This is a genomic window from Nostoc sp., assembly GCF_036919555.1.
GTDB lineage: Bacteria > Cyanobacteriota > Cyanobacteriia > Cyanobacteriales > Nostocaceae > Nostoc.
In genome coordinates this window covers 52,539-68,390 of sequence record NZ_JBALCS010000078.1, presented here as the reverse complement: position 1 = coordinate 68,390, position 15,852 = coordinate 52,539, and the positions used below count along the sequence as shown (strand labels likewise).

Annotated in this window: 12 protein-coding genes; all 12 read left to right on the top strand. The window is 40.9% G+C overall.

Translation table 11 applies throughout. The features are described from left to right. Positions 1–519 precede the first annotated feature (519 nt). Entirely contained in the window at positions 520–1,194 is a 675-nt protein-coding gene (locus tag V7K36_RS21460; protein ID WP_300415531.1) for a vWA domain-containing protein, read from the top strand. 50 nt (positions 1,195–1,244) lie between these two features. Further along, positions 1,245–2,027, top strand: coding sequence for a PP2C family serine/threonine-protein phosphatase (locus tag V7K36_RS21455; RefSeq protein ID WP_335119059.1), 783 nt, complete (start codon positions 1,245–1,247; stop codon positions 2,025–2,027). A gap of 57 nt (positions 2,028–2,084) precedes the next feature. Next, a complete protein-coding gene (locus tag V7K36_RS21450) occupies positions 2,085–4,253 on the top strand; it encodes a tetratricopeptide repeat protein (RefSeq protein WP_335119057.1) in 2,169 nt (722 codons plus the stop codon). A gap of 328 nt (positions 4,254–4,581) precedes the next feature. Continuing rightward, on the top strand, positions 4,582–5,355 hold the full coding sequence (gene rfbF / locus V7K36_RS21445) for a glucose-1-phosphate cytidylyltransferase (protein ID WP_334824195.1): 774 nt from the start codon (positions 4,582–4,584) through the stop codon (positions 5,353–5,355). 178 nt (positions 5,356–5,533) lie between these two features. Further along, positions 5,534–6,748: an L-2-hydroxyglutarate oxidase gene (gene lhgO, locus V7K36_RS21440; RefSeq protein WP_335119055.1), complete on the top strand. Its 1,215-nt coding sequence runs from the start codon at positions 5,534–5,536 to the stop codon at positions 6,746–6,748. Between the two features lie 573 nt (positions 6,749–7,321). Beyond that, complete coding sequence (locus V7K36_RS21435) at positions 7,322–8,350, top strand: NAD-dependent epimerase/dehydratase family protein (protein WP_334942720.1); 1,029 nt, start codon at positions 7,322–7,324, stop codon at positions 8,348–8,350. 200 nt (positions 8,351–8,550) lie between these two features. Continuing rightward, the gene (locus V7K36_RS21430; RefSeq protein ID WP_335119053.1) at positions 8,551–9,819 is read left to right on the top strand and encodes a class I SAM-dependent methyltransferase; all 1,269 of its coding nucleotides are present in this window, start codon (positions 8,551–8,553) and stop codon (positions 9,817–9,819) included. A gap of 329 nt (positions 9,820–10,148) precedes the next feature. Further along, positions 10,149–11,156 carry a glycosyltransferase family 2 protein gene (locus V7K36_RS21425; RefSeq protein WP_335119051.1) on the top strand — a complete coding sequence of 336 codons (1,008 nt, stop codon included), beginning with the start codon at positions 10,149–10,151 and terminating at the stop codon, positions 11,154–11,156. A 50-nt stretch (positions 11,157–11,206) separates the two neighbouring features. Further along, positions 11,207–12,058, top strand: a complete 852-nt coding sequence (locus V7K36_RS21420; RefSeq protein ID WP_335119049.1) for a phytanoyl-CoA dioxygenase — start codon at positions 11,207–11,209, stop codon at positions 12,056–12,058. 179 nt (positions 12,059–12,237) lie between these two features. After that, positions 12,238–12,792 (top strand): dTDP-4-dehydrorhamnose 3,5-epimerase, encoded by a 555-nt coding sequence (gene rfbC, locus V7K36_RS21415; protein ID WP_335119047.1) that lies wholly within the window; start codon positions 12,238–12,240, stop codon positions 12,790–12,792. Between the two features lie 53 nt (positions 12,793–12,845). Next, positions 12,846–14,081, top strand: coding sequence for a glycosyltransferase (locus V7K36_RS21410; RefSeq protein ID WP_335119045.1), 1,236 nt, complete (start codon positions 12,846–12,848; stop codon positions 14,079–14,081). A gap of 238 nt (positions 14,082–14,319) precedes the next feature. Further along, complete coding sequence (locus tag V7K36_RS21405; RefSeq protein WP_335119043.1) at positions 14,320–15,633, top strand: NAD(P)H-dependent oxidoreductase; 1,314 nt, start codon at positions 14,320–14,322, stop codon at positions 15,631–15,633. Positions 15,634–15,852 lie beyond the last annotated feature (219 nt).

Here is a 15,852-nt window from a genome sequence, read left to right as displayed (position 1 = left end):
GGTAAACACTGATCATGGCTAGACTATCAGTAGATGTTAATTGCTTCTCAGCTATACTCGCTATCGACAACTATTAGCTGAAGACGTTAATAATGACGTTTATTTATGCCCACTATCTTCAAGAGACAAATTTGATTCCAAGTTCGCGCAGTTACACTGATATAGTTCTAGAGCTAATGAACTTAATTATGGTTAATCACTTTTCTCTAAAGGAACGATTCTCCTACATAAAATCTTTAAAAACTTATCTAGGAAAGTTTACGTATTTATTGTACTGTAGGTTTAATGGATATAAATTTTTGGTAGATAGATTACAACAGCTAATGCTGGGTTTTGATAAACTAAGCTGTACTCCAGTTCATCTGAAATATATAGAGAACTTCATGAAAATAATTTGTTTAATAAAGATTAGAGCATCTACAACTAGATACTATATTCTGTAATGGCCTCGGCAACTGGAACTATATACTCTAAGAGAAGGAAAATAAAGCTTTGAACTTTAACATAACACAAAAAGTTATGCATGATACATTAAGACTTGATGAAGTAGTAGAATTTGCTGAGAACCCAGAACCACGTTGTCCTTGTGTGCTGTTACTAGACACATCTGGCTCGATGCAAGGAGATCCGATTGAGGCTTTAAATCAGGGTTTACTGAGTTTAAAGGATGAATTAGTCAAAAATTCCTTAGCTGCTAGACGAGTGGAAGTGGCGATCGTCACTTTTGATAGTAATATCAATGTCATACAAGATTTTGTGACTGCCGATCAATTTAATCCACCTATTTTGACAGCACAGGGTTTGACTACGATGGGTGCAGGAATTCATAAAGCTTTAGACATAATTCAAGAGCGGAAATCTCAGTATCGTGCCAATGGCATTGCTTACTATCGTCCTTGGGTATTCATGATTACCGATGGAGAACCCCAAGGCGAGTTAGAGCATGTGGTAGAGCAAGCATCCCAGCGCTTACAGGGGGACGAAGCAAATAAGCGTGTAGCATTTTTTACAGTAGGTGTAGAAAATGCGAATATGACGCGTTTAAATCAAATAACTGTGCGTACCCCCCTGAAGCTGAAAGGATTAAATTTTATCGAAATGTTTGTCTGGCTGTCAACTAGTATGTCAGCTGTTTCTCATTCGCAGGTGGACGAACAGGTAGCACTACCGCCGATTGGTTGGGGGACTGTTTAATTAAAAATCGCAGCTAGCTGTGTAAACATCAAGCTGCTGGCAAAAAATCTATGAACATATCAAAACAGATTACTCAATGGCGGATTGTGGCTGCGTCTGTATGTGGTACAAGTCACTTAAAAAATAAGCAGTTATGTCAGGATGCTCATCACTGGCAGATATTGTCAGATAATATTTTGGTGGCGGCCGCAGCAGATGGTGCGGGTTCTGCAAGTCTTGGGAAAGTGGGAGCGATGATTGCTGTGGAGACAGCAATAGAAAACATTTCAACCATTGGGCTGACCCAAAAAATGTTGAATGATGATGCCTTGGTGCGATCGCTCTTAAATGATGCCATACTAGCGGCTAAAAAAGCTGTGGAGGCTGAGGCGGCTAGTTGTGACAAACAACCTCAAGATTTAGCAACTACCTTAATTATGATGGTCGCCACACCAGAAGTTGTCGCTGTGGCACAGATAGGTGATGGTTTGGCAGTGGCAAAAGATAGCATGGGCAACCTCCTGGCACTGACTATACCTGATAGCGGCGAATACATTAACGAAACCACTTTTTTGACTTCGCCTACTGCCTTAGATGCAGTGCAGATGAGATTATGGCGCACAGACATCGTAAATGTTGGTATTACAACCGACGGACTACAAATGCTGGCTTTGAATATGGTTGTTGGCGAACCTCACAAACCGTTCTTTTTTCCCCTGTTTGAATTTGTAGCCAATACCAAGGATAATACCGAAGCCAAGGAGCAGTTGATAAAATTTTTACGCTCAGAGCGGATTACACAACGCACTGATGATGATTTGACACTCATTATAGCTGCATTCAACGACTCATAAGCAATACATCTACAGGTTTCACATCTTACAATAACTCCCGTTAGCGGTAATTTCATTATGCAGGTACTACGTTGTTCCCCTAGAAAAGAAATTCTCAGCCTCAATGTCAGTTTGGGGCGTGGCGGTGAAGCTTGTGTTTATGCAGTGCCATCCGATAGCAACTTGGTGGCGAAGATTTACCACAAGCCAACGACTGCCCATGCTGATAAACTCCAGGCGATGCTTGCCAACCCGCCAGAAAACCCGACGGCGAGTTTGGGGCATATCTCTATCGCTTGGCCAGAGGATTTATTACGGGCGGCAGATGGCAAAAATAGTATCCTTGGCTTTTTGATGCCACATATTCAGGGGATGCGTCCAATTATCGACTTTTACAACCCCAGAACCCGTCGTCAACACTGCCCCCTATTCAACTATCAGTACCTGCTCCGCACGGCTCGGAACCTGGCGGCGGCTTTTGCAGCTTTGCACGCTAGTGGATATTGCATTGGTGATGTGAACGAGTCAAATATTCTCGTCAGTGACACCGCACTGGTGACTTTGATAGATACAGACTCTTTCCAAGTACCCGACCGAAACAATAATGTTGTTTATCGCTGCCCAGTAGGTAAACCAGAGTTTACCCCACCAGAACTCCAGAATAAAACTTTTGCCCAGCACGATCGCGAAATCTCTCACGATTTATTTGGGTTAGGCGTGCTAGTATTTCAACTCTTAATGGAAGGCACCCACCCATTTTCGGGGATTTTTCAAGGTGCTATTGAGCCACCGCCCTACGAAGCCCGCATTGCATCAGGTCATTTCACTTACAGCGAAAAGCGGCACGTACCCTACCTACCGACACCCATTGCACCCCCTTGGGAAATTCTCCATCCCAGCTTACAAGAACTATTTGTCCGTTGTTTTGAAGTAGGTCACAACAACCCACTGCTGCGCCCCAGTGCCCAGACTTGGCTCTCAGCAATAGCTGAAGCCGAAGATTCCCTAATTACCTGCACGACAAATCCCCAGCATCGCTACAACAACCACATGCGTAGCTGCCCATGGTGTGAACGTACCGTGCGATTAGGCGGACGCGACCCCTTCCCATCACATCGGGCTATAGAAGCTAAAGAACATCTACAACCGCGAATCAAAGCGAAAAAGCACTACACCCAGACACCGCGTTTTCCACAGCGAGCCATGTCACCGCACCTAGCTAATTATTGGCAACCAGTAATTACCCAAAACCGTTCACCTTATAAAGCTTTCAAGAAGTCAAAATTGCACCCGATTATTTTATGCTTTTTGGGTTTTGGTTTATTGGGATATGCGGACGTAATGATTAAATTTACTCAGCCGTTGATTTCCCAAAATGCTTACACCCAACAAACATTGAAGTCTCGCCAGACAAATAACATCCTCAGCTTCACTGATTATTATCAGCAGGGTGACGCTGCTTACAAAGAGCGAGAGTATGAAAAAGCAATTGCCAACTTTACCGAAGCAATTAAACAACAACCTACACATGCCATAGCGGTTGTAAATCGCGGCAATGCTCGTTATAACCTGAAAGACTACGAAGGAGCAGTTGCAGATTATAGCCAAGCTCTGACAATCAACCCCAATCAAACCAAAGCTCTGGTAAATCGCGGCAATGCCCGCTATATGCTCGCCGAATATAGCAACGATCCTGATCAAGAGTATAACCTAGCGATCGCTGACTATAATCGGGCTATCGGTCTGGATAGTAATGAAATTGAAGCTTATCTTAGACGGGGGATTGTCCGCGCCCAAATGGCTAAATATAGCGGTGAATCTCAACAAGCTTACAAAAGAGCGGTCGCAGATTTTACTGAGGCAATAAAACTTAATGTATCCAAAGCCGAAGCTTACTTTCAGAGGGGTGCTGTCTATTATCAAATTGCTCAATATAGTAGCAATTATGAGCAAGAATATAATCTAGCGATCGCTGACTTTAACCAAGCATTAACTATTAGCCCCAAACTAGCAAAAGCATATCTCAAACGAGGTATGGTTCGCTATGAACTGGCACAATATGGCGGTAGTCAATCTAACAAAAACCAGGCGAAAGCTATCGAAGATATACAGGCATCTGCCAAAATCTTCCTTGAGCAAGATGATATGGATAATTATCAGCAAGCACTCAGCAACATGTGTGTAGTCGTAGAAAACAAATGTGATCCTTTATTCCAAACCTCAAGTAATGTGGAAAAAACTAACTAAAAATAAGTAAGTTTTGTTACTGAAATATTATTGGTTTTGATTGAAAAAATCAAGCCTGACTAGGGTTAGCGCCAGCTAATCCTAGTTATTTTATGGTTGACATTTTTATTTAATTGAGTAATTTATTTCCGTATTTATAAATATTCATAGAGCTTTTATATAGAAAAGATTTTAATTTATATTTACTTCATAATTTTGCCGAAAATTAAAGTTAAATTATTGACTGAGAATAAAGAAATCAGAAATCAATTTTTCTCTATCTAAGTGCATCCTCTTCATCTCGATAAAGTCAAATAATAATATCTCTACAAATCTCCGAGGTAATTGCATGAAAGCGGTGATTTTGGCTGGAGGGCTTGGTACACGCCTCAGTGAAGAAACTAGTATCAGACCCAAGCCGATGGTTGAGATTGGTGGTAAGCCAATTCTCTGGCACATAATGAAAACTTACTCCGCTCACGGCATAAATGATTTCATCATTTGTTGTGGTTACAAAGGTTACATAATTAAAGAGTATTTTGCTAACTATTTCTTACACATGTCAGATGTTACCTTTGATATGCGATTTAACCAGATGAACGTGCATTCTGGTTATGCTGAACCTTGGCGTGTCACCTTAGTAAATACGGGTGATAATACAATGACAGGCGGACGCTTAAAGCGAATCAGCGAACATGTTGGTAATGAAACTTTTTGCTTCACCTATGGTGATGGTGTAAGTGATATTAATATCACCGAGCTAGTTAGGTTTCATAAACAACAAAATACCTTAGGAACACTCACAGCCGTTCAACCAGCCGGACGTTTTGGAGCCATTTCCTTAGGATATGAGCAAACTAAAATCACCAGCTTTCGAGAAAAACCTGAAGGTGATGGAGCTTGGATTAATGGCGGTTATTTTGTGTTAGAACCAGAAGTAATCAATTTGATTGCTGATGACTCTACGGTGTGGGAGCAAGAGCCATTAGAAAAGCTAGCCGATATGGAACAGCTATCTGCTTTCAAACATGATGGTTTTTGGCAACCGATGGATACTTTACGCGATAAAAACTATCTAGAGGGGCTATGGAACACCAATCAAGCTCCTTGGAAGGTTTGGTAGAAAGGGAGTTAGGAGTTATGAAACGCGATTAATCGCGTCTGTACTTTGGAGAGACGCGATTAATCGCGTCTGTACAGGAGTTATGAGTTATTAATTGCATTTAACTCCTCACTCCTAACTTATAACTCCCCACTCCCCACTTCATAGATTTACTGTAATTTAAAGTACAATAATACTAATGTATGATTTTGCAATTATTGGTGGGGGAATAGTTGGACTCTCTACAGCGTTGGCTTTAGGAAAACGCTATCCAAGTGCCCGTATTTTAGTACTAGAAAAAGAGAGCCAATGGGCATTTCACCAAACCGGCAATAATAGCGGGGTGATTCATTCTGGTATTTATTACAAGCCAGGTAGTTTCAAAGCTAAATTTTGTCATGATGGTTCTCGCTCTATGGTAGAGTTTTGTCAAGAGCATGGAATTGAGCATGAAGTTTGTGGTAAAGTGATTGTTGCAACTGAAGAACAAGAGCTACCACGCTTAGAAAATCTCTACAAACGTGGCTTAGACAATGGCATAGAAGTCCAGAGAATCAGCCCGGAACAAGTCAAGGAAATTGAACCTCACGTAAAATGTGTAGGTGGACTTCGGGTATTCTCAACTGGTATTGTTAATTACAAGCAAGTTTGTTTGAAATACGCCCAGTTAATTCAACAACAGGGTGGAGATTTACATCTGAATACAAAAGTTCTGAAAATCTCCCCAAGTGGTAAAAATCAGGTACTGGAAACAAACAAGGGTAACTTTGAAACGCGCTTTGTAATTAATTGTACGGGATTGCATAGTGATCGCACCGCCAAATTGGGTAAAGTTGAACCACAAGCAAAAATCGTCCCATTCCGGGGAGAATACTACGAACTCACCCCAGAAAAACGTTATTTGGTCAAGACACTAATTTACCCAGTTCCCAATCCAGATTTCCCCTTCCTGGGTGTCCACTTTACCCGGATGATTGATGGTAGCGTCCATGCAGGGCCAAACGCGGTTCTGTCGCTCAAACGCGAAGGTTACAAAAAAACCGACTTTGACCTGCGGGATTTTCTTGAAGTCATCACCTATCCTGGTTTCTGGAAATTGGCAGCAAAACACGCTGATGAAGGCATCCAAGAAATCATTCGTTCCTTTAGTAAAGCGGCCTTCACCAGAAGTTTGCAAAAACTAATTCCTGAAGTCCAAGCAGAAGACTTAGTTCCCACCCATGCAGGAGTCCGCGCTCAAGCCTTAATGAATGATGGCAAGCTTGTAGACGACTTTTTGATTGTTTCCGGTCAAAATTCCATTCATGTTTGCAATGCTCCTTCTCCTGCTGCCACATCTTCTCTAGAAATCGGCAAAGCGCTTGTGGCAGAAATTCCCCAACTTTCGCATCTAGATAGTGTAGTTACTGCATAGATATCATAGTTACTTCCGGTGCTGCTGAATTAAGGGATGAATATTGTGGGGGTGAGCAAGATTGCCCATCCCCCAAGAAAAAAGTCTCGTGCATCAATTAAGAACCGCTATAGAATACTGCTGGGTAAGCCTGCAAAAGGTTTTAGTAACTACCTAATGACAGTTAGCCTCATATATAGCAATACAGTTTAGTTAAGCATTTCTTTCTTCTCTTCCTTTGCGTTCTTTGCGCCTTCGCGGTTCGTTAAAAAAATTTACTTTGATAAAGAGTTAAGCCTTAACTGAACCGTATTGTCATATATAGCATTTCTTAGTTGATTCAAATAAATACTTAACCTCCAGCCCCAACCCTGCTAGCGTTGGGGAGTAAGATTCAAAGCCGAATGGCACTAAGAATAAACCCAAAGGCTTGTGAGTCTTAAGACTGGGAATGTATTCCGAGAGGGCTGTATCTTAACTTAGTGCCATTCCCCTATAGCAGCTCCCTTTTGGATGCAACACGCCCTTTGGCGCAAGCTGTGCGCCCCTACTAAACAAAGAATTTAACTCATCAATACAAAGGTATTAACCACAATGAAAATATTAGTAACTGGCACAGAAGGCTATCTTGGTTCATTATTACCTTCTCTATTAATTGAACGGGGACATGAAGTTATCGGTTTAGATACCGGTTTCTATAAAGTTGGTTGGCTATACAACGCTAATGGGGTGACACCTAAAACCCTCAACAAAGATATCCGCAACATCACCCCTGATGATTTGGAAGGTATCGAAGCAATAGTTCACATGGCGGAACTCTCCAACGACCCCGCCGGACAATTGGCACCCAAAATTACCTACGAAATTAATCATGTAGGTTCAGTTCGTCTGGCTAGTCTGGCTAAGGCTATGGGTGTGCGTCGCTTCGTATATATGTCTTCGTGCAGTGTCTATGGTGTTGCTACCGCAGGTGATGTCACAGAAGAATCCTCGATTAATCCCCAAACAGCCTACGCAGAATGCAAAACTCTTGTAGAAAGAGATGTCAGACCACTCGCTGACGATGACTTCTCTCCCACCTTCATGCGGAATGCCACAGCCTTTGGTGCTTCTCCTAGAATGCGCTTTGATATTGTTTTAAACAACTTAGCAGGGTTGGCATGGACTAGCAAACAAATCAAAATGACCAGTGATGGTACACCTTGGCGGCCATTAGTCCACGCACTGGATATTTGCAAAGCAATAGTCTGCGCTTTGGAAGCACCGCGGGACATTGTACATAACCAAATCTTCAACGTGGGAGATACAGCAAACAATTACCGCGTTAAAGAAATCGCGGAAATTATTGCTGATATTTTCCCAGATTGTAAATTATCTTTTGGTGATAACGGCTCAGATAACCGCAGCTATCGGGTATCCTTCGAGAAAATCAACACAATCCTACCCGGATTTAAGTGTGATTGGAATGCCCGACTTGGTGCCCAGCAGCTATTTGATTTATTCAGTCAAATAGATATGGCTGAAGATACGTTCTTATTTAGAGGATTTACTCGCTTAAAGCAGTTAGAGTATCTGATTCGTACAGAGCAAATTGACAAAGATTTCTTCTGGAATAAAAAGTAGCTAGAGTGGTCTATTAGTGTGTAAATAAATAATTTAATTAAAAGTATTATTCGTAATTTATGCTTTAGCAATAAAGTGCAAATTACGAGCCGATTAAATCAAAACTTACACACTAATAATATCAATAAGTCCGAAATTAATAATATTTATTCGGACTTATTTCATTTATCAAATTATTTGCAATCAGTGAGTTGAAATTTATGGCGATCGCAAAATGTCGTTTCAGTGGTCAACCTCTGCATCAAACCTTTATTGATCTAGGAATGTCACCTTTAGCGAATGCTTATCTGACAGCAGAACAGCTAAATAATGCCGAAAAATTTTATCCTCTACATGCTTATGTTTCTGAAGAGACTCTCTTAGTTCAATTAGAACAGTTTGAAACCCCAGATCACATTTTTAGCGATTATGCTTATTTCTCTTCCTACTCCGTAAGTTGGCTAAAACATGCTAAGGGTTACACCGATATGATGGTAGAAAAGTTTGGTTTTAATCATCATAATCAAGTTATTGAAATTGCCAGCAACGACGGCTACCTACTGCAATATTTTTTAGAAAAGGAAATCCCAGTTTTAGGAATAGAACCAGCCGCAAATATCGCCAAGGTTGCTGAATCCAGAGGCATTCCTAGTATCAACAAGTTTTTTGGAGTTGAAACTGCCAAAGAACTGGTAATCCAAGGAAAATTAGCTGACCTTTTGATAGGTAATAATGTTTTAGCTCATGTACCGGATCTAAACGATTTCATTGCTGGGATGAAACTCATCCTCAAACCCAATGGCATTTTGACGATGGAGTTTCCCCACATTTTACAACTCATTCAAGAAAATCAGTTTGATACGATTTATCATGAGCATTTTTCTTACTTCTCATTCCTGACTATCGAAAGAATTTTTGCAGCACACAATTTGCAACTTTTTGATGTGGAGGAATTACCAACTCATGGTGGTTCACTAAGAATTTATGCCAAACATGACTACGCTGATAATCCCAGCATCAGCGAACGAGTTAGCCATTTGAAAGCAAAAGAAATTGCTGCTGGGCTGCATCGGATAGAGACTTATATTACATTTGCCGAAGAAGTCAAACAAACAAAGCACAAGCTATTAAATTTTCTCTTGACGGCTAAAGCAGAAGGTAAATCAATTGCTGGTTATGGCGCACCAGCCAAAGGTAATACGTTGCTCAATTACTGTGGGATTGGTAAAGATTTTATCGATTACACAGTAGATTGTAATCCTTACAAGCAGGGTTTATTTTTACCTGGAACTCATATTCCCATCTTTGAACCAAATAAAATCCGCGAAACTAAACCAGATTATGTCCTAATTTTACCTTGGAATCTCAAAGAAGAAATTATGGAACAAATGGCATTTATTGGCGAATGGGGTGGACAGTTTGTAGTGCCAATTCCTGAAGTAAAAATTTATCCATCTTCTGTTCCGGATAGGCTTTTAATAGCATCGTAATTACTAAATATAACCCCAAATGCGCCTTTTGTTACTATTTTTTGTTGTCATCATGAGCATAAACAATAGGTAAAAAGTAATTAAAAGGCGTAGCTATATAAAGCTGGGAGCATCTCAGTTTTGCAAATATACCAGATGAGAAACAAGATTCTTGCTCCCTCTCCTTACCAAGGAGAGGGTTGGGGTGAGGTTTTCCAAGGCTTTTTACACTCATTGAGATGCTACCTATAAAGCTTTTGTCATCAAATCGCAAAAAATTAAACTGGAAAGTAGCTTGTTAATTACTAAGCTGCTGTTAGTAGGTTCTTAACTACAGATTTGAGCTTAATATGAATAAACTGCTGACTATTGCTATTCCTACATTCAATCGTGCTGAGTTACTTGATAAACAATTAACATGGTTAGCTAAAACTATTAAAGGTTTTGAAGATGACTGTGAAATTTTAGTTTCTGATAATTGTTCAACAGATAATACTCAGGAGGTTCTCAAGAAATGGCAAGTAACATTTAGCAATATCACATTTAACTCGAATAAAAACTCGAAGAATTTAGGCGTAGTCAAAAATATTATGTATTGCCTAAACTCTACAAAAACAAAATATGTTTGGACAATTGGTGATGATGACCCAATTCAAGATAGAGCTATTGCTTATGTGATTAGCAAACTCAGACAACATGAAGATTTATCATTATTGTTCCTCAACTTTTCTGGTCGAAACCAAATTACTGGAGAACCAGTTCATCCACCAACAATTGTTGGTAATCGCTGGTTTGACGTTGATAGTGAAGATGGGAATGGTGATGGTAAAGCCATATTTGAACATTGTTTCTCAAAAAGTGTCGGTGCAGTAATTTTTCTGACTGCTACAGTTTATCGTACTGACTTAGTAAAACGCGCTCTAGAAAGTTGGCAAGATGCTGAAAATAATTGGATATCTTTAGCATATTTAGCCGGATATTGTGCTGCTAATGGCAGTCTAATTGTTACTAAAGAAACTTATTTGGAATGTGTTGTTGGAGTGAGTTATTGGCAGAAAGAGCCAAAATCTGCACTGTTAATGCAATACAAACACATACCCGAAGTGATTTTGAAATTGCAAGAGAATGGATATTCTAAGCAGTTTTGCAGGCGGATGCTTTTGCAGAATGGCAAAGAAGTCAACTTGAAAGTTTTCTTGGGTGCTTTAAGAAGATGGCCTATGTCCGCCATTAAAACAGTAGTTCCATTTTTGGCTTTAGTCAGCTTGTGTGCTTTTGATGTGATGGTTTCTAAAGAGTTCGGGTTAGCAGAATCAAGTGAAATACCTACTCAAGAAGTGCGAAGCTATAAGTCATAAGCTACTAAATTACTGACAAATATACATTAAAAATAGAAGGTATTTACGCCATGTTTAGCGCAATTAAACGCAAAATATCTACACTGTCTTCTGACTTTGAATATTACGTTGCCCGTTGGAAGCATAGCAGAAATCTGCCAGTATTGGAAGGACGCGATCGCAACATCCTTAATGCTCTCAAAAAAGATGGTGTTTGCGTCACAACACTGGCAGATTTAGGGTTTCACTCTAGCTCGGAACTGCTCAAAGCTGCTTACCATCAATTGTCTCAGATGGAAAATCTAAACAACGACCATATAGAGCAAAAGTTGCCCCAAATTTACACAGTTACAGGTTTACCAGAATTTTATGCCTGGGGGATCGAGAAAAGGTTGCTCAATATCATCGAAAATTATATCGGTCTTCCCATTGCTTTTCACGGTGTACATTTACGCAAAGATTTAAAAAATAAACATCAGTTTGGGACGCTGCTATGGCATAGTGATGCAGAAGACCGCCGCATTATCAAAATCTTTATTTACTTGAATGATGTAGAAGAAAAAACTGGGCCTTTTGAATACATCCCCCGCTCTTTAACTTCCTTATTTAGTTTGAATTATTTTCGACTTTACTACAAACTTTGGAAGTCAGGCTATATGGGTATCGATGATGAAGAAGTAAAACCAGTCATCCCCAAATCAGCTTGGAAATCCTGCTCAGGCCCAGCAGGTACAGTTATTATTGTAGATACGAAAAATGCTTTGCATCACGGCACAGTCCGCACAGAAGAACGTTCAGCGCTATTCTTTTGTTACACCGCCAACCCCCCCGAACGACCAGACCTCTGCACCCAATACTGGGATGATACTTATCCCAGAGCAGAGTTACGTTCTTCATCAGATGCAGTTAAAGTTTCGACTTAGTACCCTTTCGTAAGCTGCGTTAGCGACAGCGTAACGCACCGAAAGCAGCAGCAATGGTGTAAACGCACCCTACGAAGTTGTAGGTTATTAAATCTACATTTATTACTGTTATTTTCTGGTCTAAATACTAAGCCGTTAGCAAGTATTTTCTGTACTCAACATTCATCTCAAAGGAATATATGATTTTCACTGAAACCGCACTCAAAGACGCATTTATTATTGATTTAGAAGAAAAACCAGATCATCGTGGTTTTTTTGCTCGGTCTTTCTGCGCTCAAGAATTTGAAGCACACGGATTAAAGCCAATAGTTGCTCAATGTAACCTGTCTTTTAACTACAAAAAAGGCACTATACGAGGAATGCACTATCAAATTCTGCCAGCAGGAGAAACGAAGTTAATTCGCTGTACTAAAGGCGCTATTTATGACGTAATTATTGATATGCGTCCTGAATCTCCCAGCTTTTTATCACACATCGGTGTAGAACTAACCCCAGAAAACCGCCGCGCTTTGTATGTTCCAGAAATGTTTGCTCATGGCTATCAAGCACTCACAGATGAGACTGAAGTTGTATATCAAGTGGGTGAATTTTACACGCCAGGGTATGAGAGAGGTTTACGCTACGACGACTCATTTTTTAATATTGATTGGCCTCTAGATGTGACTGAAATATCTGAGAAAGATTTAAGTTGGCCTTTGTTGAGAATGATGACTGTTGGCAGCACTTCCAAATAAATCTAGGCTCTTTATCTCTGTGAGTAAAAAATAATTACTTTAGGTAGAAATAAATGTCAAATATTCTATCTCGTGTCGGTAATACTATCTCTTTTGTCTCCAAAAAAGTCCAAGCTCGTGTCAACTACGCTAAGACTTTACAAGTTGTTTCCCTAAAGCCTAAACAGCCTTCCAAAGGAAATGTACTTCTTTCTTATCGGATTGAACCATTTCTCATAAAACCAGGTCAGCCTATCCCCAATGACCAGAGTTGGAACTGGGAATGTCTATTAATCGCCCAAACTTTTTTAGACATGGGCTATAACGTTGATGTTATCCAGTTCCATAATGATAAATTTGTTCCTCAAAAAGACTACGCATTTTTCATTGATATCCGTCATCGTCTAGAAGCGCTTGCACCAAAACTGAATAAAGATTGCATCAAAATCTTCCATATTGACATTGCTAATATGGTGTTCCGCAATGCAGCTGAATGCAACAGACTTCTAGAACTCCAACAGCGCCGAGGAATTACCTTACGTCCACAGCGATTTGAAACGCCCAACTTAGGAATTGAATATGCCGATTACGCTACCGTATTGGGGAACAATTTCACAGTTGATACATTCAAATATGCGAACAAACCAATGTATCGTATTCCGATTTCTTCGTCACTCATTTATCCTTCTCCCGACGAGAAAGACTTTGAAGCGGTAAGAAAGAATTTTCTGTGGTTTGGTGGTAGTGCTTTAGTTCTCAAAGGGTTAGATTTAGTTTTAGATGCCTTTGCCCAAATGCCGGAATACCATTTAACAGTTTGTGGGCCGGTAAGTAATGATAAAGAGTTTGAGCAAGCTTTCTATAAAGAACTATACGAAACACCTAACATCCACACCTATGGTTGGATTGATGTTAGCAGCCCTGACTTTTTAAAGGTTACAAATAATTGTTTGGGACTTGTTTATCCTTCCGTCTCTGAGGGACAGGCAGGTGCAGTAATAACTAGTTTACAAGCCGGGTTAATTCCAATTTTAAGCTACGAATCTGGTGTGGATGTTCACGATTTTGGTATAATTTTCGATAATCTTACCCTTGAAGAAATTAAGGCGAAAGTTAGAAGTATTTCCAATTTGCCTGTTGAAGACCTAAAACTTATGTCTCGTCAGGCATGGGAATATGCAAGAGCAAACCATACGAAAGAAAAGTTTGCCCAAGCCTACAGAAATGCTGTGGAGCAAATTATCCAAAATCACAGCCAGAAAAAACAGAGTGATTCGATAGCATCTAGCAAACAACTGGTTAGCACTTAGCCCTGGCGATTAAAAATCGCGGCTATACAAACCAAGTCCGCCTGCGCGGACGAAAATTAAGGGTTTCAACCCGCGCAGGCGGGTTTTGCCTGTATAGCCGTGACTTCTAGTTGCTTGGTGGAAGCTAATCTTAATTCACCATGAAAATGTACTTAATATTTAGCTGTAACAAATTATTAAGTGCAAAATTATCGAGAATTTGTATCACAATAAACAGTTCCAAAAAGGAGTTTAGTTCATGATTATTATCGATCGCGCCTTACAAGCCCGTGCAGCAGCAGGAAATCCTATTAAAGTGGGAATGATTGGTGCTGGTTTTATGGGTCGAGGAATTGCCAACCAAATTGTCAATTCAGTGCCAGGAATGGAGTTAGTTGCTATTTCCAATCGCCAGATTGATGCAGCTAAACAAGCTTATTCGGAAGCCGGAATTGAGAATATTCAAGTTGTTGGAACTGTCAGCGAATTAGAAGATGCGATCGCTAACGGGGAATATGCAGTCACAGAGGACGCTAAGTTACTGTGTCGGGCTGAGGGTATTGACGCACTAATCGAAGTCACAGGTGCAGTAGAATTTGGCGCTGTGATCGTCATGGAAGCGATCGCCCATTGCAAACATGTGATCATGATGAATGCCGAACTCGACGGCACCATTGGCCCCATCCTGAAAGTGTATGCTGACAAAGCAGGCGTCATCCTTAGCGCCTGTGATGGTGATCAGCCAGGGGTGCAAATGAACCTTTACCGCTTTGTAAAAAGTATTGGTTTAACTCCCTTATTGTGCGGTAACATTAAAGGACTCCAAGACCCCTATCGCAATCCCACCACCCAGGAAGGATTTGCTAAACGTTGGGGTCAAAAGCCTCACATGGTGGCTAGCTTTGCCGACGGAACCAAAATTTCCTTTGAGCAAGCGATCGTTGCCAATGCCACAGGGATGAAAGTCGCCAAACGGGGAATGTTGGGATATGACTTCAACGGTTATGTCGATGAAATGACCCAGTTATATGATGTTGAAGAACTCAAGGAACTGGGCGGCATTGTCGATTATGTAGTTGGAGCAAAACCCGGCCCTGGCGTATATGTATTTGCCACTCACGACGACCCCAAGCAACGCCACTATCTCAACTTATACAAATTAGGCGAAGGTCCTCTTTACAGCTTCTATACTCCTTATCACCTCTGTCATTTTGAAGTTCCCCTGTCCGTAGCGCGTGCTGTCCTGTTCGGTGATGCCGTCATGTCTCCACTCGCAGGGCCGCTAGTAGATGTTGTCACCACCGCCAAAATCGACCTGAAAGCAGGAGAAACCTTAGATGGCATCGGCTACTACATGACCTACGGACAATGTGAAAATTCCGATATCGTCCAACAGCAAAATCTCCTGCCAATTGGTTTAGCTGAAGGGTGCCGCCTAAAACGAGATATTTCTAAGGATCAAGTCCTCACATACGAGGATGTAGAATTACCTGAAGGCAGACTTTGCGACCAACTCCGAACTGAGCAAAACACTTATTTCGCCTCAGAAAAAATCTTGGTAGCAGTTGGGTAATATCGGTTCCAAAAATATTTGCAACAAATGAATTGGCTGTAGGGGCGTACAGCTGTACGCCCCTAATACGGTTTGGATGAGATCCCCCCGCCTGCGGCGACCCCCTTAAAAAGGGGGTAAAGATCAGAAAAAGCCCTCTTTTTAAGGGGGGTTGGGGGGATCTCCGAGGCCTCTAGCAACGTATTTGTAGCAAGAATTTCGTAAAGAGGATAGGAAGCT